Source organism: Paenibacillus alvei DSM 29 (assembly GCF_000293805.1).
Taxonomy (GTDB): domain Bacteria; phylum Bacillota; class Bacilli; order Paenibacillales; family Paenibacillaceae; genus Paenibacillus_B; species Paenibacillus_B alvei.
In genome coordinates this window covers 15,241-33,978 of the sequence record NZ_AMBZ01000011.1, presented here as the reverse complement: position 1 = coordinate 33,978, position 18,738 = coordinate 15,241, and the positions used below count along the sequence as shown (strand labels likewise).

Here is an 18,738-nt window from a genome sequence, read left to right as displayed (position 1 = left end):
GGGATACAGTTGAGTTGGAACAATAAGCAGGAAGTTATAGAAATCCCCGTCATGCCTCCTTCCATTGGACTTACAGAAGGGGGCAATGGCAAGGGATACAATGTAGTGGGCTTGGGTGAGATAAATGTTATCAAAGATGCGAAGCTAACGGAATATCAGTTTAGTAGCATTTTTCCGGCCACACGATATCCTTTCGTGCATACAAAAACACTGCTTTCTCCAGGTCAATATGTGGAGTTTTTAAATCGATGGATACGGAAACGCCACCCTATCAGGTTGATAATCAAAAGTGATCTCTATGACATCAATACTCCGGCCAGTATAGAATCTTTTGAATGGAAAGAGAATGCAGGGACGCAGGATATCGAATACTCGTTAAAATTGAAAAAGTACATCTTTTACTCCGCCAAGCAAGTAAAAGTGATTAAGTCGGCTTCTGGTAAGAAGGCTACCAAGCCTACAACGCAGAAGAAAACGCGTCCTAATGAGAAAGTGACTCCAAAGACTTACAAAGTCCAAAAAGGGGACTATATGTATGCAATATCCAAAAAGACATTGGGGGATGGCAATAGGTGGCGTGAGATCAAAACTTTGAATAACATGTCCGACGCTGACATCAAAAACCTAAAGGTCGGGCGTGTGCTTAAAATCCCGACAACCGGGGTGAAAAGAAATGATAGAGGTCTTAATTGACAATAAGAACGGGAACATGTGGGACATATCCGAAATTGTTACCGGAATCCAATGGAAGACATCCCGATTTGGAGGAGCTGGAAGCCTCGATTTCACTTTAGTAAAGAATGCAATTTACCAGGCAAGAGCCTTCACATACCATAATGGCGATATTGTGAAGGTAAAGAAAGACGGTAAAAACGTTTTTTACGGGTATATCTTTAGCATCGATGGTGGCAAGGACGAGGATGTAAAAATAAAAGCATACGATCAATTGAGGTATCTGCAAGCAAATGATACCTACAAGTTTGTCGGTCAAACAGCAGGAGCAATAATAAAACGCATTGCAAGCGATTTTAAACTTAAGACTGGTACAATTGCCGATACAAAATATAAGATTACAATGCTAGAAGATAACAAGAAGCTTCTGGATATCATCTATAAAGCGCTCGATTTGACGATTATTAATACCGGCAGTAATTATGTTTTTTATGATGACTTTGGTAGCCTAACGCTAAAGAACGTCAAGGATATGTTGGTGGATTTCTACATTGGCGAAGGAAGCTTGTTGACCAACTACAGCATTAAAACGTCAATCGATTCTGACACATACAACCAGATTGTATTGTACAAGGACAATGAAGAAACGAAGAAACGCGAAAAGTTTGTTGCCAAGGACAGCGCAAATATAAAAAAATGGGGCGTGCTACAGCTTTATCAAAGTGTCGATCAAAACATGAATACTGCACAGATTAATAAGCTCTTGGACACGCTGGCAAAGATCAAGAATCGAGAGTCCAAGACGCTTAAAATAGAAGCACTTGGGGATTTACGAATAAGGGCTGGTAGTTATGTACGGATACTCATTTCTGAGTACGGCATAAACCAGCCTTTTCTTGTGGATTCCTGTACACATTCATTTGACGGAGCAGACCATACTATGACATTGGAGATGAAGGTCATATGAATCTACTCGAAGTTATTAAGAAGGCTGCAGCGGATGCCGTAGACGCTGGCAGTCCTATGAATGTCCTATATGGCACTGTTATAAGTTCGGCACCAATTAAAATTACCGTTGATCAGCGATTTTCCTTAACTAAGGAGTTCTTGATATTATGCGAAGCTGTACAGGAACTAAATGTGGAAATCTCCGGGGCTAAGCATGTAATAAGAAAGGGATTACAGGCTGGAGATACTGTTATATTGCTGCGAGTACAGGGCGGGCAACAGTATGTCGTATTGGATAGGGTGGTGGTTACATGATTCCAGAAGGAAACAGCGTAGATGAGGAACTAGAAGAGGTGGAGGAACCCACAAAAACATGGTTCCTAGACTTCGAGGCAGGGCGGGTGGTGGATATTACAGACGGTTTACAAGCTATCCAACAAGCCGTGTTTATGGCGCTATCGACTACAAGGTACGAGCAGTTGATTTTTTCTGAGGAGTACGGAAGCGAGCTGGTTTCGCTGATTGGATCAAATCCGGTATTCATCGAATCAGAAATACGACGTATGATCGAAGAAGCATTAATGCCTGATGACCGCATTTCAGGTGTCGAGGATCTAACCGTAGAGTACAAAGGGGACGAGTTACTTGCACGGTTTACCGTTGTGTCATCTTACGGCAATTTTGATGCCGAACAGGTGGTGAAATAGAAATGTATGAAAACCAAACATACGAAACCATTCTCGAACGCATGCTAGACCGCGTACCGGATGATGTAGACAAGCGAGAGGGTTCGGTCATTTATAATGCATGCGCGCCTGCAGCGTGGGAGCTTGCTGCAATGTATGCCGAATTAGGCATTAACATGGAGCTTTCCTTTGCAGACACGGCGAGCGGCGAGTATCTTTCCAGGAGAGCTGCTGAATTTGGGGTGAACAGAAAGCAGGCATCAAAGGCGAAGCGAAAAGGAACTTTCTTTGATGCCAATGGACAACCGCTTGACGTTCCCATTGGAAGCAGATATGCAATAGAAAATATCAGTTTTGTTTCTACCAGCAAAGTTGAAGCAGGTTCGTTCACACTTGAGTGTGAAGAAAGTGGATCAATCGGTAATAAAGTGTTTGGGGCACTGCTGCCGATTGATTATGTTGAAAAATTGGCCCGAGCTGAATTGAGTGACATACTTGTACCTGGTGATGACTTAGAATCCGATGACTCTTTACGACAACGTTATGTAGCTGCTGTAAATGAACCCGCCTTTGGTGGGAACGTCTCAGATTACAAACAGAAGTTAACATCTATTGATGGCGTTGGAGCCGTGAAAGTATTCCCAGTTTGGCAAGGGGGCGGAACCGTAAAATGCACCTTGTGTACATCTGAATGGATGGTACCACCTCCGTCAATGATTGACGATATACAGACGCTGGTTGACCCTGTGGTAAACAATGGGAAGGGGATTGGGCTTGCTCCTATCGGTCATAAGGTAACAATTGCAGCAGTAAAAGATGTGGCAATTGATATCGTAACAAAAGTTGTGCTGGACACCGGGATGACGGCTGGACAAGTAGAAGATTCCATAAAAGAAGCTATAGAAACCTATTTGTTAAACCTCCGCAGAAATTGGGCAAAGGTGACAAATATAGTCGTTCGAATTGCTCAAATCGAGGCAGCAATATTGAATGTTACCGGTGTGATTGATGTATCAGGTACAACACTGAACGGCCAAACAAATAACTTAATACTTGGAGACGAAGAAATCCCGATGCTTAAGGCGGTGAAGGTGGATGTCTGATGAGATCAGAAAACACTGGCCGTCTTTTTGTTGGGGATTATTGATTTTGTGAAGCTGGCTGAAGCACAAGAACCAGAGCTGGGAGACGCACGCGAGAAAATCGATAGGCTGCTTGATGATCAATTTGTAATGACATCGAGTGCCGAGGGGATCAAACGGCGTGAATCAATGCTAGGCATACAGGCCGACCCTGCCACCGAACCTATTGAGTTTAGGCGGCAGCGTATTTTGAACCGTTATCAGATGAAACCGCCCTTTTTCGATTCGCTTCCTCCAGCAGCAGCTTGACATGCTCGTTGGCCCTGGGATGACGATTGTCTCCCAAGACGTGGAAAAACATTTGCTTACGGTTACTGCCAATATTGACAAAGCCAGTGTATTCAAAGAGGTGCTGCATACGATCGAGACCATAAAACCAGCTAACCTTGTGTATCAGCAAAACACAGCTCTTGAGGGCGCTATAGAGTTCAAGGAGCATGTCAGTATAAAGAAAATGACCTGGAATTATAAGCTGGACGGGTCTTGGAAGTTGGGAGAAAACCCGTTTGTGACCTATGGAGTGGAGGTGCTAATTAAATGATAACTACAGGCTTGTTACATGATGTAGCGGAGTATGTGAATAGCCGGGTGGCAAAAGTGGTCATCAACAAAAACTACACCATTACGAAGTTTGAAGTTAAAGCCGTTACCAACAATGTACTGGCCCTTAACTATGTGGTTCCGGTCTCGGAAGTCTCTTTGATCACATTGGTCGAATTGAAAGACGCGGCGGATAATGTACTCTCATCTGATCCGGTAAACGTGCCGATCGCCGCAGATCATTTAATGTTGCAGACAATAGAAGTGAAAGAGAAATAAAAGGAGGGGCGATATGTCCTACAACGGAAAGACGGATTGGAAGTTAGACGATACGGTGCTTAATTCTGACCTAAACCGGATAGAAAAGGTATTAAAGATGCACACGATTCGATAGATAATATCTCTCAATCACTTACACCGGAATCAATCGGAGCGGCAACACAGGAGGATCTTAGTGCACACGTCCAGGACAAGAAGAGGCATGTAACAGAAGATGAACGTAATAACTGGAATAGCAAAGCCCCAGGAACACATAAACACGATGCCAACGATATTACCTCGGGCACTATGTCGGTTGATCGATTGCCAAGTGCGTCCACTTCCAACCCTGGTATTACACAGTTATCAACAGCAACAAACGGCACTCGGTCGAATGTAGCTGCAACAGAAAGTGCTGTTAAGGCGGCAATGGACAAAGCGAATGAGGCTTTTCAATCTGGCGTTGAGTGGAGGGGGAGAATCGCGGGTGCGATCAACGCCAAGGGGGTTCCAGCATCCGGGGTAGATGAATGGGGTACGCTTGAATGGAAAATTAGCCAGATTACAACGGGCGTGCCAATGGTAAGGATTACGACATCCGTATCTGAGTCGCAAAAAAATTTCCTTATTTCAGAAGGTGACACAACTACGTGGGGACTTTATTACATTATAGTCACCGGACTGAGTTTCCAAGCAAAAGGCATTGTCGTTTTTGGTGAAAATTTTTATTCATTGGCAGCATTTGATTTTTATACTAACCCAAGAATTTCGGTAAGCGGAGCGACGTATAATCATCAGGTAGTTTATCGTGATACGCTCCCCCCCAACAAGAGTGGTCTATACTGGCTACAGTAACGCCTAATAGTTTTATAGTACCTGTATCGCGTTATGATAGTGACAGCAATAGACCAGCAAACGTTATAGTTTATGGTTAGGGGTCAGAATGTGAAACACGGCCAAGAAATTGAAACGAGTAAATAAGGCGCTACCGCTTATAAACGGTTGGCGCTATTTTTATGCCCTCACAACTAAGTGGGGGCTATTTTATTACGAAGGGAACGAAAGGCATGCCAGATCCACAGATTGAAACATTGCAGCGATTAACACGGGTTGAAACAAAGATCGACGGCATAGAGGAAAAGTTGGACGACGCCATAAATGGCCGAGATGTGGCGATTAAAGCGTTAAGTTCTGCTGATTCAGCTCATCACCGTCTGAACAAAATCGAAGATAACCAAAAATGGTTGTGGCGTACCGTTACCGGGTCAGTTATTGGCATCGTAGTAGCGGCAATCGTCGCAGCAATTAAATTAACTTAGGAGGTACTTAATTATGCCTACGGAATGGAACATGATTTTTGAACTGATTAATCCTGCATTGATCGTTGTTGTTGCTGCATGTTGGGTGATTGGATTTGCTTTGAAACATACGCCGTTGGTACCAGACTGGACAATTATCTTTTTCGTAACAGCGATTGCAATTGTATTTACTACATCGATCCTTGGGCTTAGTGCTGAATCTGTAATTCAGGGTATTTTGTGTGGTGCTGTTGCTGTATTTGGGCATCAATCAGTGAAGCAAGCAAAGAAGGGCGGTGCTAAGAATGACTGAGGTTATTGTTGAATGGGATAGCGGTCATGGCGGTAGAGATCCTGGTTCAGCAGGGAATGGTGTCGTCGAAAAGAATATAGCTCTCAAAGTTGCAACAGAAGCAGCGAAGCGGATGGAGCGGGATTATGAAGGCGTTAAGTGTTTGCTGACTCGTTCCTCCGATGTTTACTTGTCTTTAGAGGAGCGAACGAACAAGGCAAATGCTGCAGGTGCTGATGTATTTGTTAGCGTCCATTGCAATGCTGGCGGTGGTAAAGGGGGCTTTGAATCGTTCACATACATCGGAACGCGTGACGCGACTACAGCAGCATTCCAAGATGCTCTCCATACTGAGATTATGAAGCATCTGAAACCGCTTGGAGTTATCGACAGGGGGCAGAAGAAAAAGGACTTGCACGTATGTAGGGAGACCCGAATGCCTGCCGTACTGACAGAAAACTTGTTTGTTGATGTCGCTAGTGATGCAGCTAAGTTGAAACGTCCAGAAGTGATCGAAGCCATCATTTCCGGCCATGTATCCGGTGTGGCGAAGTTCTTGAAGCTACAACCGAAAAAAGCGCAGCAGCCAGTTAGCAAGGAAACGAACATCATAGGTAAGGCATCGGCTACAGCGGAACAAGCAAAGGCATGGGCACGCAGCATGAAGGCACCTGCTGAGTTTGTGGAGTTAGCGGATTTGTACTGGCAGCTTGCACCACAATGCGGCGGCGTTGATCCAGCCATTGCTTACGTGCAGTTCGGGCATGAGACTGGATATTTGTACCGAGATGGTCGGAGTGCAGCAGGAATTGATGCCACTTACCACAACCCGTGCGGGCTAAAGATTACCCAAGGCGGAGGAGACTATCAGGCGAGTGCTCACAAGCGGTTCCGTGACTGGAAAGAAGGAGTAACAGCACACTTAGACCATCTCGCTCTTTACGCTGGAGCTGCGGGTTACCCGCGTTCCGATACTCCAGATCCTAGACACTTCCCATATCTGTATGGAACGGCGAAGACGTTGGAGCAGTTGGGCACGAAGTGGGCACCATCAAGTACGTATGGCACAGATCTGGTTGGCAAACTTTCGAAGCTTCGAGGCGCGGTAGCGTTGGACAAGCCTGCCACAGTGAAGCCTAGCGGAGAATCCGCAACGGTAGAGTTGAATGGAAAGGTAGTTGTAACCGGGGAATTTATGAACGGCCTTGTTACTGTCCCAGTTCGGCAGCTTGCCGAGGAGTTAGGGGCGACTGTTGGTTGGAACGGCTCACACGCCACTGTCAACGGAAAGGTGATAGTGGGCAGTAGGAAGGTTGGGGATACCGCTTACGCCCCAGTTAGGGAAATTGTTGAGGCAGCTGGTGGTAAAGTTACCGGTTGGGATGGAAAATTGCTGAAGGTAATTATTCAGAAGTAATTACGAATTCATGAGCCGCAGGAGGATGCTTGCGGCTCTTACACTTTTCAAGGGATGTGACATCTATGATCTACAACATGGAATGCATTGAAGGGGCTAAACAGTACATTGGGGACGAGACACTAGACCTCATCATCTGTGATCCGCCATATAATCTTGGATTCGGCGGGACTAACTTTACCAAGAATAAAAAACCGAGATTCGATATCATTGCCAACGACGCACTGTCTCCACGTGAATACCAACGGTTTACATTGGCTTGGCTACATGAAGCATACCGAACGCTGAAGACGGGCAGACATATATATATTTTCATTGACTGGCGTATGTATCCGTTAATGGCTTTATGGGTTCAAAGGGCGGGATTCGTTATCAAGAATTGCATCGTATGGGATAAAGAACGCATGGGGATGGGATGGCAATATAGATATCGCCATGAATTCATAATCATGGCCGTGAAGGGAAAGAAAAAGGTGCGCCGTATCTCGAAGCGCTCGGATACAGACGTATGGCGTATTCCTCGCATACCTGGAGCAAAGACTATTCATCCTACTGAAAAGCCAGTTGCACTTATGGAACGCATTATCCTGAATAGCAGCGAGGAAGGGGAACTAATAGGGGACTTCTTCCTTGGATCGGGACCGGTAGTAGAAGCGGGACATAAACATGGCCGATTCGTAACCGGGTTTGAGATTGATCCAACCCATTTCAAAAATGCTATGAAGAGAAACTAAAAATAAAAAAATTATAGCCGCGAGGAGCTATTGTTCCTCACGGCTTATTTTATCCCACAATTTATTTGTACTAGTCACTTGAAAGTGTCTAAGGAAAGTACCCACGTCAGGCATTCCTTCTTTTTTAAAGAGTTCACGCATTATCCTTACTGTGGGCTTACCATATTTTTTGTTGAAATCAACTAACATTTCCTTGAGTTCCTCTGTGTCATACTTAGAACCACGGCGTGACGTATCGAGACCGGCTCTTTTTCTTAAATTATTCAGTGTCCCGAATCGTAAAGCAAACACGTTTGGAGAATAAATATCCGATGAGCGTAGCAAATCGTTGTAGGTAGCAGGGTATCCGAGTTTGCCAGAAAAATCAACGTACATTTGGATTAATTCTTCATCGCTTTCTGTCACTATAGGCGTTCTAATTGTATTTGGTTCATAACCAGCGGAGATGATCGCGTCATTAAATGTGGGGAATATCTCCCTTATCTGACCGCTGTACCCCGCAGCTTTCCATTCATCGATTGTAGGAACGCCACCATGTGTGTCCACGTAATCGCGTATTTGACGTATGTACTCTTCTTTCGAAGTGCGATATAGATTAACTTCATCCTTCGTAAATCCTGCACGAATCAAGAAGTTGTTCCACCCCTTGAAACGAATGTTTAGGTACGAGCACGATGGTAAGTCTTCGCCTCTATTAGCTTCGTAATCATTCTTTTTTGTTGAGCCTATCTTATCAAACAACGGACGAACCATACTAATCAATTCATCGTCTGTGATGTCCCATCCTTTTTTAGTGTGAAATTCAGGCGTCAGACCGGCAGCGATGAGAGCCTTGTTCCACGAACCGAACCTACGAGAATAAATTTCGCGATCTCCCATTTCTAAAGCCCGGGGATTTCTTCCTAATGCTACTGCTTTTTTCCGTAGATCTTGAAGTAAATCTTCATTACTGACGCTTTTCCACTTCTTACTGTACTTTCGGGTCAAATTAATCCCTCCCGAACCGACTTTTTAGCCAAAGAGGACGCCCCTCGACAAAAGCGTCTGGCGTAATCATCTTCCCGCGATAATCAGGCTTAGACGCCGCTTTTGCAGACTTGTCAATGTTTTGGCGGGATGTACCGTAGTAATTCGCCAACCACGGTACATCTACATATTCGAGGGGCGTTGTTACTTTCCCGTAGATTCTTCGTATTCGCGCTCTATTTCAAGCATTTCCTCGTATGTAATTACGTCCGACAATCCAGCAAAAGCTGAAAAGTCTTCCCGAACTACCGCCTCTCCGCAATCTACCGATCCAGCATGCCCGTCCTCAAGCATTTCCTCGGATATTTGTCTCCATTCCGTATATTTCTCGATCAATGTTTTCATGATTAATTTCTCCTTTCGTCCTCATCCGGCATCTCCGGCTTGTTGGCTTGTCCGTATCTCGTGGTGTTGAGTTAAATATAACATCTATGGTTGTCGATGACAACCGAACATAGTACGAACAAGAGTTTAATTTTCCCAGATGCAAACGATAAAAGTGCCGTTGAGGAAAGAATCCCACGGCACTCATTTTTGTGTACATTAACCCTTTAGCTTTTCGAAGGCGCTTCTTGTGTTTTCAAGCCATATTGTCGCTTCTGCTTTATCCGGCTCAGTCGTTCTATCCGACTCCATAAACTTATGGATATTAGATTTATGTTTGGAAAGTGATCTTAGAATTTCTTCTTTCTCACCATCACTAAAGTATATTGCTTTGGATTGGATAGAAAGCAATAATGCCAGTTGATCGATTTGTAACGTTTTAATAAATTGAGCAAGTTCGATCCAAGTCAGGCGACTTGATTCAGGAGAACGAAAAGCACTCTTTAATTCAATCCGGTTAAGTTTTTCTTGGATAGAATCGCTCTCCGGGAAAGTCGCCTTTATTGTTTCTAAAAGTCCGTCTAACATATATAACGCTCCCTTCGTTTTTAAATATACGACGACGCAGATATTTTATCCTCTTTATGGATATCCGCGACCATCGCCCCGAAGGGCTAGGTTTCGGCCTGTATCCACCACATCATCAGGCGGAAATTTTATTTAAGCATATCGTCGTAAACAATATCTTTTAGGCAGTCAGGTTGCCAGTTCCCAGCTTCCGGCCATACCTCCAGTTGTTTTATTCTAGGGTTTCGTTTCTTAATCTTTGCTACGGCAGCGTCTGCAGCTTCTTGTGTTAAAAAACTGCCGAACTTCTTCAGTTTGCTTCTCACAACATACTTTGTTGTTATCATACCGAATCCCTCCACGTTCGCCCGCTGGCATATTTGAGAGGGGCAGAAGCCCCTCAGCAATTGAATTTAAGCATAAGCAACATCGCCAATGTAAAGAGGCTGACACACAGCGCCGTGAGTGAGATAACCAACGTCAGATCCTTTGCTTCATCTTTCTTCATATGCGTCCTCCTTGATCTCGAAGTACGACATGTTATACTATTCTTGACGACCGAACCACTACCCGCCCCCGTAGGGGCGAGTAGCTTGCTTGTCATTTTCCTTTTACAAGGACGATGACAAACGTTAGGAGAGCGACTATGAGTTGAGTAATCGCAGTGGCTAGCTGGATCAACTCTTTTGTCGAGGCTCGGTCGTCTTTTCGTTTGGTGGTTCTTGTTGTTCTGGTTCCTTTTGGGGAGCCGGATTTTTCTTATTATGTCGGTGTTTCTTTGACATTGTTGTTCACCTCCTTTCTATATTCATTATACGATATCGCATAACATATGTCAACGAATATTGCCTTAAAATATTCGATATCGTATAATAGGAATTGGAGGTGGACAGGGTGAATGTTACGCCAAGACTTACTGAAATATTGAATGAACGAGGAATTACCCAAACGAAACTATCCGAAATGAGCGGGGTTCCACAGGGATCGATTTCAAGATTTGATAAAAATAGCCGCCACGAAGACGCCCATTTATTTGCCATAGCTAGAGCTTTAGGGCTAAGCGTAGAGGATTTATTTCATGTTAGCGAAGAGTAACCTGTCATAGTGGCAGGTTATTTTTTATAAAAAAGCCGGGGAATAAATCCCACGGCTTATACAGCGAAGTCCACAAAAACAGGGCTCCTAAGTAACCCGGCTTTAGTCCAGTTTCGTGTCTTCACCTTCGCACGAAGCACTGGCTGAATATATACGTTATTTTTATCTTCATTAATAACTATTGAATCTTTGACCCCATAAAAAGCTTTCTTATGAATAGGGGTTACTCCTAGTTCAATTACTCCTACTGGCCTCATTCTTCCGTTACCTGAATCGACAGCAGCAAGCCAGCCAAATTCCTCTTTACGATATCCAGTCAACCAAATATCTACGTATGTCCAGTTGATTATTTTTAACCAGGCATCAGAGCGGCGACTGACATACGTACTATCCTTACGTTTGCACACGATGCCTTCCAAGCTACGCATGCAGATGTCAGCGAAGAGAGCTTCACCAGCAGTATCGATAAAAGGGCATATAGTAATATGCTTATTTTCAGGGAGTGAAGCTGAAGCGAGTATTTCTTTACGCTGCATCAAAGGAAGACCACGTAAGTTCTCGCCTTTATACATTAAGATATCAAAGACCACAAAAGTGACCGGCATTTTATCCAAAAACCGTTTAATACTATCAGACCGCCGTGCTTGGAACCGTGTCATAACGTCCTCGAAGTTTACGCTGCCCGATTGATCTATACATACAATCTCACCATCGAGGATCATGTCCTCTGTAAACGGCGCGCAGGTTAGCTCCGGGTATTGTCTGGTGCATTCATTGTTATGGCGAGTATATATGTGGGGCTGGCCGTCGATGCATGAGAGGATCGCGCGGTGCCCATCAAATTTTGGTTCAAAGATAAAACGATCGTCACTAAATGCTTTTTCGCTTGTTTCTAGCAGCATTGGAGATATAAACATTTGATCACCCCTGTTCCATTGTAACAATAGAAGGGAAATAGATGTTTAGTAAGTTTTTACTATTGTTAAACGAATATTAGTTCACATATAATAAGAACAAATGTTCTAATGGAGATGAATGAGATTGAGCAAGCTTAATGGAAACGGAATTTTTGAAGGTTCACGCTTTATACTACCTGAGCATCGGGAAGCGTATTTAGAGCAGCAGCACGAGCGCGCTCGTCGGCAGCGTCCAATGATAGATGAACAGGAATGGGAACAAATTGGAACCAGGCTGCAGCAAGCCATGCAAGATCGTGAGACGGTCACATTGGAGATGTACGACCCGTTTGAAGTGTGCCAATTAACGGGTGAGGTGATTGATATAGACATCCTAAATCGACGTGTACGGCTTCTGCTGGACGGCGAAAAGCAATGGGTGAAGATAGAGGACATATTGGAGGTGCGGTCATGAAGGATTGGCGGGAAGAAATGCAATGGACTCTGCCAACTCAAAAGCCAATTGAACCAGTGCAGCCCTATTTGTGCAACTGCAAAGCTGCAATGAAGGGTAAATGGATAGACGGAGTATATACATGTATTAAATGTAACAAGCCCGTCTATGACACTATGCGACCGGCACCAAAGAAGTAAGCCCCGGATTATTATTCCGAGGCTTTTTTATATTGGATGCCATAAGTATGAACAGATACATAATTAAACATATAAATAAAATGTTTGATATTCTAAACATTTTAGCTTAATATGGAAGTTACATAGGGTGGTGAATGGTTATGGGTTTCAGTTATAAACCACTGTGGCATTTGCTCGTACAGCGAGAAATGACTAGGACGGAATATAGACAGGCAATAGGAATATCAACTGCTACATTAGCGAAGATGGGGCGGGGGGAGTACGTCTCAATGGACGTACTGGATAAAACATGTGCATTCTTTAGAGTCCCATTAAGTGATGTTGTAGAGCATGTAGAAGACGAGTGAAGGAGACTGATATGATGGATGGTCAAAATGGAAAGCTTCAATCCGAAAGCTATGCCGAGAAATATGCACGCCAAAGATCTGAATACATTAATTCTTGTTTGAAAGGTACTATTTATGCTGTTCACAATAAAAAAGGGCACAAGAATGATAATGTGTGGACATTAAGCCCTCAGCAAGAAGAAGAAGGATGGGAAACGGACGGCGGAGAGCCTGGTTATGGCCTGTATCCAGAAGTTGCTGCATTTTATACAGCCTGTATTAATGGGTACCCAAAGGCTATAGAGCAGATACAACAGATTCGGGAAATGGTGCGTACAGAGGCCCCAGAACTTCTGTCTAGGTTAGACTCGATTTTGAATGATATAAATGAATAACTTTCAAAAATCATATTTCGGAGGTTGATTTGAATGGGACAAAAGAATGCAATTATTTATTGCCGTACAGCAACTACTGAACAAGATATTGATGCTCAATTGGGACGTTGCAAAAAATATGCCGATGAACATGGGTACAAGGTTGGAAATGTTTTTATGGATCACGGACTCAGTGCTAATTCTGAGCGACCGGAACTTGAGAATGTAAGAAAATTCATGGATGAAAATCCAAATGGGACGCTGATTGTTGCCTCGTATGATAGATTGTACCGGGACTCGATGAAAATGTATGAGTTCTGTCAATACATCAAAGAAGTAAATTATAACGTGGTATCGGCAAACGCCAATGATAGGAGCTTGAAGGAATTAGAATTTATCTGCGGCATTGATAAAATAAGAAAAGAACAGGAAGCCTCGGAATAATCCGGGGCTTTCCTTATGCACAATTACTGCATGTTGTGTAATAATGTATTTATTAAGATTATGAGGTGATTATAGTGATGGCAGTGGATTCGATTGCTCAAAAGATGAGAGAACATAAGGACAATCCGGTATCATTAATGGCATATACTCTAGGGTTAATAAATGGGATTGTCATAGAATCAGGAGAAGGGGAGGAAGCGAAAACGCTTGAAACGATAAAAAAAGTATATGATGCATACCATATTGTAACTGCTGAGACTTCGCCTGATAAAATATTGAATTGATTACATAATAAAGCCTCGGAATAAGTTGACAGCTTGATGTTTTTTAGTGTTTGATGTACAGTTATTTTCTACCTATAATTGGATCAACGAGGTGAGGAATAAGTGAGCGTGTGGTATATTTCAGTAGGCGCAATAGAAGCGTTTGCGCTATTAACAGCGACTTTAAGACTTTTCCGATTTAGGGCGAATTATTATCGAATAAACATCGTTGTAATGTCTATTGTACTAGCGTTATCATCTTACTTAATAAGGATTGTTTTTGAAGAGCCTTGGTTTGATATACCACTAACGATGTGCGCAATAATAGTGTTTATGAATTATATTATTAAAGTAAAGTTACAATATGCTGTTATTATAACTTTATCAGGTTATGTTTTTTATACCGCTGTTCAATCAGTAATTTTTTTAGTATTAAATATTGCAATTAATTTCGAGAGTAGTATGTTGTTGGAATCTTCCGGAGTGTATCTTTATTTACTTCAGACAGCAACCGCTGGAGTGATGATACTCATTTCACGCTATCTGTATAAAATCGGGCTTGGTTTTTCTTTTATCATTCATCCTCCACATAGTTATTATTCGAAATTTAGTAAGAAGGAAAACACTATATTTTATGCAGCACTTGTGAGTTTCCTAGTCCTAACAGCAACAATCGCATTTTCCTTATCAGGATATGCGTGGCTAACCTGTATAATCGTTTTACTAAACTTTTCGCTTCTATACTATTTACTCCACCGTAGGAGTGAACAAGATTGATAGAAAACGTTTCTAAAGGACTCGCCACATTTTTAAAACGCAATGGTAGTCACGTAAGCCATGAAGTGCTTACGTATGCATTTGCCAACATACTGAATATTTTTTTTGTAACGACTTCATCTATCACTATAGGTTTTATTTCTGGAAGACCCATCGATACCATTGTTTCTTTACTCGCTTTTGGTGTAATCAGGCATTTTTCAGGTGGATTGCACGCGAAGACGATGGATCAATGTTTCGTCGCATCAACCATGGTAATCGTTGTTCCACCACACATCATGTTATCAACGAACGTAGTACTAGGTATATCGATACTCGGACTAATAAGCTATATACTGTTCGCACCGAATGTCACCGAATACTTGAGCAGCACGAAGGATCACAAACTTCGAAATAAGTTTATTTCTATTTTGCTGGTCGGCGCAAACCTATATATACAATCATCAACACTTGCGCTTGTTTACCTGGCACAAGCTTTGTTGATTATTCCATATTCATATTCTAGGAAAGGAGGTTAATATAATGAAAAAACAATTGGTTAAGGCAGCATCTAATGTTCTTTCCGTTGCAGCAAATAGCTTTTCAAAGAAGGCAAAGGTATTTCTAGGTTCTCTTCCCGTGCCTACAGAGTTGCGCAAGAAATGATGATAAGGTGTTGATATGGAACTACTAGGGATTAAAGTCGAGAATGGGAAACCAATAGGCGATTTCGATACATTTACTATTGATGACCTTTACTTTGCTGAGACATTTCAACCGAAACCCAATTATGTTTTGCCGCTTTTTCACACGCGAAAGGGTACATTCACGATACTAAGAACTTTAGGCGAACATTATGAAGCGTTCTCAAAATATGAATGTATCAAACTTTTAGACTCAAGTAACTTTGCGAATATTAACAACATTGAATATGCGAGACCCGATGGCAGGGGGGCGGTTGCGTATTTTAAAGACTACCCTATTCCAGCATACATCTCTCGTGATAAGAAAAAACACATTCGACATTTAATGACAAAGAGCCTTTAGTGAAAAAGGCTCTTTTTTCATTTCTAATACCATGAAAATAATTGTAAGTCAAGGCCAGATCAACTAAGTTAATCTGGCCTTTTTGTTCGACTTAATCCGACAAAAAATATCCAACAAGAATGCTAGAGTAATAAACAACGATTCTAATACATTAAACATAAGGGAGATGACTCAGATGGTATTAGATACACAACAGGTTAATCAAGCAAATGACTTTCAATTAATGTTTAGGATCTTTTGTGATGAGGTAAGGTATAGAGATCCGTTGGTCGCTGAAGGGTTGATCGAGATTGAAAGTATCATGAATACATACATGAAAATTGGTTCCTCGCAACTTACGTTTAAAGATGTACGAGAAAACTGTGCGTTAACAACGGATGAGGTTTCTGAAAAAACTGGAATCAACAAAGCTGTAATCGAAAATATTGAACAGGATTGTAGTGAAATTTATATGGATGTGATCCTTAAGCTTTGTAATTGTTATTGTATTTCACCTGATCATATCCGGTTACGAAATTCAACGCTTTGAAATAGAAAAAGCCCTATTTAACGGGCTTTTTCTTAAGTTATTATGTTTTCATATATATTATACTTCTTCTTACCAAAACTCCAGTGACTAAACCGGGTAGGCATGCCGTAAGCCCCAAATGTATAAACGATTTCGGCCGGGCAAATTTCATAGCGCATCGGATAGAAATCGAGTCCGAAGCCCTCGGCGATTTCGGTAATTTCGTCGATGGCATACTCTAATTCCTGCATGTTATTTGCACTCATGTACGGCTCCCTCCCGGCTGTTTTTTAAAAAAGTGCTTCAGCGCCCGGTACACCTCTCCCTTTTCCTTAATGACATAGTGCATAAAATGGGGCAGTTGAATATTGCGGTAGGCAGACATGAGGGTGCTGCTGCGGTTGTATTGATTTACTTCGCCGTAGCCGAACATGTTGGCTCTCTTTAGGATTTGGCCGATCAGCTTCACACAGCGCTCGTTATCGCTCGTTAGGTTGTCACCGTCAGAGAAATGGAATGGATAAATATTGTAGCTGGCAGGCGGAAAACGTGAATCGATGATCTCCAGCGCCTTCACATAAGCGGATGAGCAGATCGTGCCGCCGCTCTCGCCACGTGTGAAGAACTCCTCTTCGGTTACTTCCTTGGCTTCGGTATGGTGGGCAATGAATACCAATTCGACCTTCTCATACTGCTTGCGCAAGAAGCGCGTCATCCAGAAGAAGAAGCTGCGCGCACAATACTTTTCGAAGCTGCCCATGGAACCAGAGGTGTCCATCATCGCAATAATGACGGCACTCGATTGCGGCTTAATGATTTCCTCCCACGTCTTGTAGCGCAGGTCGTCAGGGCTGATGTGGTGAATGCCAGGCTTGCCGGTTAGGGCATTGCGCCGCAAATTTTCTAAAATCGTACGCTTCTTGTCTATGTTGGACATAATGCCCTTCTTACGGATGTCATTGAATCGAATATCGGTAACCTCGACCTGTTCTTTGTCTTTCTGCTGAAGATTAGGCAGCTCCAATTCGTCGAACAGCATGGTTTCCAAGTCTTCGATACTGATCTCAGCCTCAATAACATCCGCACCGGCCTGATCGCCAGCCTGCTTTCCCTTTCCTTGCCCTTGAGATGAACTGTCCGTGCCGAGCACATCTCCAACCTCACTGTCACCGTCTCCCTGACCGACATGCTTCTTCTTGTTGAAGTTATAGACGAATCGGAATTCGTCCAGACTGCGAATAGGAACTTTAATGATTTGCTTGCCATCGGACATGATAATGTTCTCTTCGGTAACAAGATCGGGCAGGTTTTGCTTTATCGCTTCACGCACCCTCTGTTGATGGCGCGCTTGATCTTGATAGCCTTTGCGATGGAGCGACCAGTCCTCGCGGGACACAATGAACGTCCGTTCATTCAATGGCTGACACCTCCTGTTGGACGTATTAACTAATGCCTGTGCTGCTAGTTATGATCAATATATTCACGGGTTGCCGGGATAATGAAACGAGTGCTGTGCCAGCAGCGCGATCTCAGCATGCAGAGTGTCGTATGCGTACGATATTTACAAATGAGGTAGTCGAACAGGTTGTGATACAATACAAGGTACTTGACAACCTATTTCAGAGTAAGATGTAAATGAAGAAAAGGAGGGACATAGGATGACTGTTGGTTCAGAAGAAGAAGTACAAGGATTGAAGGAAATCGGCAAAATTGTAGCGTTGACTATACAAGAAATGAAGAAAAGTGCAAGACCAGGGATGACGACCAAGGAGTTGGATGAAATCGGCGGTGAAATTCTGGCCCGCCATGGGGCAGTGTCTGCACCAATGAAAGATTATAACTTTCCCGGACATTCGTGCATCAGTGTAAATACAGAGGTTGCGCATGGAATACCTGGCAAGCGGGTTCTAAAACCTGGGGATTTAGTGAACGTGGATGTATGCGCGAAGAAGAATGGATTTGTGGCCGATTCGGGACAATCGTTTCAACTTGCGCCTCTAGATACGAAAATTACTGCATTGTGCCGATATACGCAAGAAACGATGATGAAGGTCATTTCTTCATTGAAACACGGGGTGAAAATAAACACAATTGGGAAAATGTTTGAGAAGGCTGCTGAACAAGGAGGATATACGGTCATTCAAAATTTGTGCAGTCATGGCGTAGGCAGAGCGGTGCATGAAGAGCCAAGCATTCTTCCGATCTATAATCGACTTGATACGAGGATCTTGAAGGAAGGCATGGTCATTACGATTGAGCCATTTTTATCAACAGGTGCGGATTATGCAGTACAGCAGGCTGACGGCTGGACATTATGCACACCGGATGGAAGTATTGCCGCACAATTCGAGCATACGATTATTATTACGAAGCAAAAGCCTATTATTGTCACGGTTGCATAGCGCTTCGCACGAGACTTCGAACGATCCAGACTTGCTTCATGTATAGAAGCAGCTCTGGGTCGATTCAGC

At 43.1% G+C, this 18,738-nt stretch carries 31 protein-coding genes and 1 pseudogene; 25 read left to right on the top strand and 7 right to left on the bottom strand.

Annotation, left to right across the window (positions count from 1 at the left end):
- The first annotated feature begins 9 nt into the window (after positions 1-9).
- From PAV_RS26965 to PAV_RS26910, 13 genes are all read left to right on the top strand, one after another.
- Positions 10-693, top strand: a complete 684-nt coding sequence (locus PAV_RS26965; RefSeq protein ID WP_238555931.1) for a LysM peptidoglycan-binding domain-containing protein — start codon at positions 10-12, stop codon at positions 691-693.
- Positions 674-1,639, top strand: a complete 966-nt coding sequence (locus PAV_RS26960) for an XkdQ/YqbQ family protein (RefSeq protein ID WP_005551323.1) — start codon at positions 674-676, stop codon at positions 1,637-1,639. The genes PAV_RS26965 and PAV_RS26960 overlap by 20 nt, the downstream gene beginning before the upstream one ends.
- Complete coding sequence (locus PAV_RS26955) at positions 1,636-1,935, top strand: DUF2577 domain-containing protein (protein WP_005551321.1); 300 nt, start codon at positions 1,636-1,638, stop codon at positions 1,933-1,935. The genes PAV_RS26960 and PAV_RS26955 overlap by 4 nt, the downstream gene beginning before the upstream one ends.
- Positions 1,932-2,327 carry a DUF2634 domain-containing protein gene (locus tag PAV_RS26950; protein ID WP_005551320.1) on the top strand — a complete coding sequence of 132 codons (396 nt, stop codon included), beginning with the start codon at positions 1,932-1,934 and terminating at the stop codon, positions 2,325-2,327. Before PAV_RS26955 ends, PAV_RS26950 begins: the two co-directional genes overlap by 4 nt.
- Positions 2,328-2,329: 2 nt before the next feature.
- Positions 2,330-3,409, top strand: coding sequence for a baseplate J/gp47 family protein (locus PAV_RS26945; protein ID WP_005551318.1), 1,080 nt, complete (start codon positions 2,330-2,332; stop codon positions 3,407-3,409).
- A 48-nt stretch (positions 3,410-3,457) separates the two neighbouring features.
- Complete coding sequence (locus PAV_RS36605; protein ID WP_005551316.1) at positions 3,458-3,697, top strand: putative phage tail protein; 240 nt, start codon at positions 3,458-3,460, stop codon at positions 3,695-3,697.
- A 1-nt stretch (position 3,698) separates the two neighbouring features.
- Positions 3,699-3,989: a hypothetical protein gene (locus PAV_RS36600; protein WP_005551315.1), complete on the top strand. Its 291-nt coding sequence runs from the start codon at positions 3,699-3,701 to the stop codon at positions 3,987-3,989.
- Positions 3,986-4,267: a hypothetical protein gene (locus tag PAV_RS26935; RefSeq protein ID WP_005551314.1), complete on the top strand. Its 282-nt coding sequence runs from the start codon at positions 3,986-3,988 to the stop codon at positions 4,265-4,267. Before PAV_RS36600 ends, PAV_RS26935 begins: the two co-directional genes overlap by 4 nt.
- Positions 4,268-4,555: 288 nt before the next feature.
- The gene (locus PAV_RS33900) at positions 4,556-5,101 is read left to right on the top strand and encodes a phage tail protein (RefSeq protein ID WP_005551312.1); all 546 of its coding nucleotides are present in this window, start codon (positions 4,556-4,558) and stop codon (positions 5,099-5,101) included.
- Between the two features lie 161 nt (positions 5,102-5,262).
- A complete protein-coding gene (locus tag PAV_RS26925) occupies positions 5,263-5,565 on the top strand; it encodes a hemolysin XhlA family protein (RefSeq protein WP_005551311.1) in 303 nt (100 codons plus the stop codon).
- A 13-nt stretch (positions 5,566-5,578) separates the two neighbouring features.
- Complete coding sequence (locus PAV_RS26920; RefSeq protein WP_005551310.1) at positions 5,579-5,857, top strand: phage holin family protein; 279 nt, start codon at positions 5,579-5,581, stop codon at positions 5,855-5,857.
- Positions 5,850-7,253, top strand: coding sequence for an N-acetylmuramoyl-L-alanine amidase (locus PAV_RS26915; RefSeq protein WP_005551309.1), 1,404 nt, complete (start codon positions 5,850-5,852; stop codon positions 7,251-7,253). Before PAV_RS26920 ends, PAV_RS26915 begins: the two co-directional genes overlap by 8 nt.
- 65 nt (positions 7,254-7,318) lie before the next feature.
- Positions 7,319-7,987 carry a DNA-methyltransferase gene (locus PAV_RS26910; RefSeq protein WP_051135236.1) on the top strand — a complete coding sequence of 223 codons (669 nt, stop codon included), beginning with the start codon at positions 7,319-7,321 and terminating at the stop codon, positions 7,985-7,987.
- Positions 7,988-8,014: 27 nt separating this feature from the next.
- Here PAV_RS26910 and PAV_RS26905 read toward each other — a convergent pair whose 3' ends face one another.
- The 4 genes from PAV_RS26905 to PAV_RS26890 form a co-directional block, all read right to left on the bottom strand.
- Complete coding sequence (locus PAV_RS26905) at positions 8,015-8,974, bottom strand: homing endonuclease associated repeat-containing protein (protein ID WP_005551306.1); 960 nt, start codon at positions 8,972-8,974, stop codon at positions 8,015-8,017.
- 183 nt (positions 8,975-9,157) lie between these two features.
- The gene (locus tag PAV_RS26900; RefSeq protein ID WP_005551304.1) at positions 9,158-9,358 is read right to left on the bottom strand and encodes a hypothetical protein; all 201 of its coding nucleotides are present in this window, start codon (positions 9,356-9,358) and stop codon (positions 9,158-9,160) included.
- Positions 9,359-9,556: 198 nt separating this feature from the next.
- Positions 9,557-9,925: a hypothetical protein gene (locus PAV_RS26895; protein WP_005551303.1), complete on the bottom strand. Its 369-nt coding sequence runs from the start codon at positions 9,923-9,925 to the stop codon at positions 9,557-9,559.
- Positions 9,926-10,053: 128 nt separating this feature from the next.
- Positions 10,054-10,251: a hypothetical protein gene (locus PAV_RS26890; protein WP_005551302.1), complete on the bottom strand. Its 198-nt coding sequence runs from the start codon at positions 10,249-10,251 to the stop codon at positions 10,054-10,056.
- 547 nt (positions 10,252-10,798) lie between these two features.
- Here PAV_RS26890 and PAV_RS26885 point away from each other — a divergent pair.
- Positions 10,799-10,999: a helix-turn-helix domain-containing protein gene (locus tag PAV_RS26885; protein WP_005551299.1), complete on the top strand. Its 201-nt coding sequence runs from the start codon at positions 10,799-10,801 to the stop codon at positions 10,997-10,999.
- Between the two features lie 56 nt (positions 11,000-11,055).
- On the opposite strand, the gene PAV_RS26880 is transcribed toward PAV_RS26885, so the two are convergent.
- Positions 11,056-11,916: an ATP-dependent DNA ligase gene (locus tag PAV_RS26880; RefSeq protein ID WP_005551298.1), complete on the bottom strand. Its 861-nt coding sequence runs from the start codon at positions 11,914-11,916 to the stop codon at positions 11,056-11,058.
- Positions 11,917-12,040: 124 nt separating this feature from the next.
- On the opposite strand from PAV_RS26880, the gene PAV_RS26875 reads away from it, so the two are divergent.
- The 10 genes from PAV_RS26875 to PAV_RS26830 all read left to right on the top strand — a co-directional run bounded on the left by PAV_RS26875 (position 12,041) and on the right by PAV_RS26830 (position 16,288).
- Entirely contained in the window at positions 12,041-12,370 is a 330-nt protein-coding gene (locus PAV_RS26875) for a YolD-like family protein (protein WP_005551297.1), read from the top strand.
- A gap of 319 nt (positions 12,371-12,689) precedes the next feature.
- Positions 12,690-12,896 carry a helix-turn-helix domain-containing protein gene (locus tag PAV_RS26865; protein WP_005551294.1) on the top strand — a complete coding sequence of 69 codons (207 nt, stop codon included), beginning with the start codon at positions 12,690-12,692 and terminating at the stop codon, positions 12,894-12,896.
- Positions 12,897-12,907: 11 nt separating this feature from the next.
- Positions 12,908-13,270 (top strand): hypothetical protein, encoded by a 363-nt coding sequence (locus tag PAV_RS26860; protein WP_005551293.1) that lies wholly within the window; start codon positions 12,908-12,910, stop codon positions 13,268-13,270.
- 33 nt (positions 13,271-13,303) lie between these two features.
- Positions 13,304-13,693 carry a recombinase family protein gene (locus PAV_RS26855; RefSeq protein ID WP_005551291.1) on the top strand — a complete coding sequence of 130 codons (390 nt, stop codon included), beginning with the start codon at positions 13,304-13,306 and terminating at the stop codon, positions 13,691-13,693.
- 77 nt (positions 13,694-13,770) lie between these two features.
- The gene (locus tag PAV_RS26850) at positions 13,771-13,977 is read left to right on the top strand and encodes a hypothetical protein (RefSeq protein ID WP_005551289.1); all 207 of its coding nucleotides are present in this window, start codon (positions 13,771-13,773) and stop codon (positions 13,975-13,977) included.
- A gap of 102 nt (positions 13,978-14,079) precedes the next feature.
- Positions 14,080-14,733: a hypothetical protein gene (locus PAV_RS26845; RefSeq protein WP_005551288.1), complete on the top strand. Its 654-nt coding sequence runs from the start codon at positions 14,080-14,082 to the stop codon at positions 14,731-14,733.
- Entirely contained in the window at positions 14,730-15,251 is a 522-nt protein-coding gene (locus PAV_RS26840; RefSeq protein ID WP_005551286.1) for an accessory gene regulator B family protein, read from the top strand. Before PAV_RS26845 ends, PAV_RS26840 begins: the two co-directional genes overlap by 4 nt.
- Before the next feature lie 4 nt (positions 15,252-15,255).
- On the top strand, positions 15,256-15,378 hold the full coding sequence (locus PAV_RS37060; protein ID WP_005551285.1) for a hypothetical protein: 123 nt from the start codon (positions 15,256-15,258) through the stop codon (positions 15,376-15,378).
- Positions 15,379-15,393: 15 nt separating this feature from the next.
- On the top strand, positions 15,394-15,759 hold the full coding sequence (locus PAV_RS26835; RefSeq protein ID WP_005551284.1) for a LytTR family DNA-binding domain-containing protein: 366 nt from the start codon (positions 15,394-15,396) through the stop codon (positions 15,757-15,759).
- 175 nt (positions 15,760-15,934) lie between these two features.
- Positions 15,935-16,288, top strand: a complete 354-nt coding sequence (locus tag PAV_RS26830) for a helix-turn-helix domain-containing protein (RefSeq protein ID WP_005551283.1) — start codon at positions 15,935-15,937, stop codon at positions 16,286-16,288.
- A gap of 65 nt (positions 16,289-16,353) precedes the next feature.
- Here PAV_RS26830 and PAV_RS26825 read toward each other — a convergent pair.
- Positions 16,354-16,533 (bottom strand): annotated as a pseudogene (locus tag PAV_RS26825) (SpoVR family protein); the annotation flags it as partial.
- A complete protein-coding gene (yhbH, locus tag PAV_RS26820) occupies positions 16,530-17,684 on the bottom strand; it encodes a sporulation protein YhbH (RefSeq protein ID WP_005551281.1) in 1,155 nt (384 codons plus the stop codon). The gene yhbH and the pseudogene PAV_RS26825, both read right to left, overlap by 4 nt.
- A gap of 241 nt (positions 17,685-17,925) precedes the next feature.
- Here yhbH and map point away from each other — a divergent pair, with 241 nt between their 5' ends.
- Positions 17,926-18,669, top strand: a complete 744-nt coding sequence (gene map, locus PAV_RS26815; protein WP_005551280.1) for a type I methionyl aminopeptidase — start codon at positions 17,926-17,928, stop codon at positions 18,667-18,669.
- Positions 18,670-18,738: the final 69 nt, after the last annotated feature.

Bases quoted from the DNA above. Each gene is read 5' to 3' on its own strand.
- PAV_RS26850 (WP_005551289.1), top strand. From the start codon at position 13,771: ATGGCAGTGGATTCGATTGCTCAAAAGATGAGAGAACATAAGGACAAT.
- PAV_RS26860 (WP_005551293.1), top strand. From the start codon at position 12,908: ATGATGGATGGTCAAAATGGAAAGCTTCAATCCGAAAGCTATGCCGAG.
- PAV_RS26865 (WP_005551294.1), top strand. From the start codon at position 12,690: ATGGGTTTCAGTTATAAACCACTGTGGCATTTGCTCGTACAGCGAGAA.
- PAV_RS33900 (WP_005551312.1), top strand. From the start codon at position 4,556: ATGTCGGTTGATCGATTGCCAAGTGCGTCCACTTCCAACCCTGGTATT.
- PAV_RS26915 (WP_005551309.1), top strand. From the start codon at position 5,850: ATGACTGAGGTTATTGTTGAATGGGATAGCGGTCATGGCGGTAGAGAT.
- PAV_RS26835 (WP_005551284.1), top strand. From the start codon at position 15,394: ATGGAACTACTAGGGATTAAAGTCGAGAATGGGAAACCAATAGGCGAT.
- PAV_RS26895 (WP_005551303.1), bottom strand. From the start codon at position 9,925: ATGTTAGACGGACTTTTAGAAACAATAAAGGCGACTTTCCCGGAGAGC.
- PAV_RS26925 (WP_005551311.1), top strand. From the start codon at position 5,263: ATGCCCTCACAACTAAGTGGGGGCTATTTTATTACGAAGGGAACGAAA.
- PAV_RS26935 (WP_005551314.1), top strand. From the start codon at position 3,986: ATGATAACTACAGGCTTGTTACATGATGTAGCGGAGTATGTGAATAGC.
- PAV_RS26910 (WP_051135236.1), top strand. From the start codon at position 7,319: ATGATCTACAACATGGAATGCATTGAAGGGGCTAAACAGTACATTGGG.
- PAV_RS26890 (WP_005551302.1), bottom strand. From the start codon at position 10,251: ATGATAACAACAAAGTATGTTGTGAGAAGCAAACTGAAGAAGTTCGGC.
- PAV_RS26880 (WP_005551298.1), bottom strand. From the start codon at position 11,916: ATGTTTATATCTCCAATGCTGCTAGAAACAAGCGAAAAAGCATTTAGT.
- map (WP_005551280.1), top strand. From the start codon at position 17,926: ATGACTGTTGGTTCAGAAGAAGAAGTACAAGGATTGAAGGAAATCGGC.
- PAV_RS26950 (WP_005551320.1), top strand. From the start codon at position 1,932: ATGATTCCAGAAGGAAACAGCGTAGATGAGGAACTAGAAGAGGTGGAG.
- PAV_RS37060 (WP_005551285.1), top strand. From the start codon at position 15,256: ATGAAAAAACAATTGGTTAAGGCAGCATCTAATGTTCTTTCCGTTGCA.
- PAV_RS26855 (WP_005551291.1), top strand. From the start codon at position 13,304: ATGGGACAAAAGAATGCAATTATTTATTGCCGTACAGCAACTACTGAA.
- PAV_RS26920 (WP_005551310.1), top strand. From the start codon at position 5,579: ATGCCTACGGAATGGAACATGATTTTTGAACTGATTAATCCTGCATTG.
- PAV_RS26830 (WP_005551283.1), top strand. From the start codon at position 15,935: ATGGTATTAGATACACAACAGGTTAATCAAGCAAATGACTTTCAATTA.
- PAV_RS26945 (WP_005551318.1), top strand. From the start codon at position 2,330: ATGTATGAAAACCAAACATACGAAACCATTCTCGAACGCATGCTAGAC.
- PAV_RS36600 (WP_005551315.1), top strand. From the start codon at position 3,699: ATGCTCGTTGGCCCTGGGATGACGATTGTCTCCCAAGACGTGGAAAAA.
- PAV_RS26955 (WP_005551321.1), top strand. From the start codon at position 1,636: ATGAATCTACTCGAAGTTATTAAGAAGGCTGCAGCGGATGCCGTAGAC.
- PAV_RS26960 (WP_005551323.1), top strand. From the start codon at position 674: ATGATAGAGGTCTTAATTGACAATAAGAACGGGAACATGTGGGACATA.
- PAV_RS26900 (WP_005551304.1), bottom strand. From the start codon at position 9,358: ATGAAAACATTGATCGAGAAATATACGGAATGGAGACAAATATCCGAG.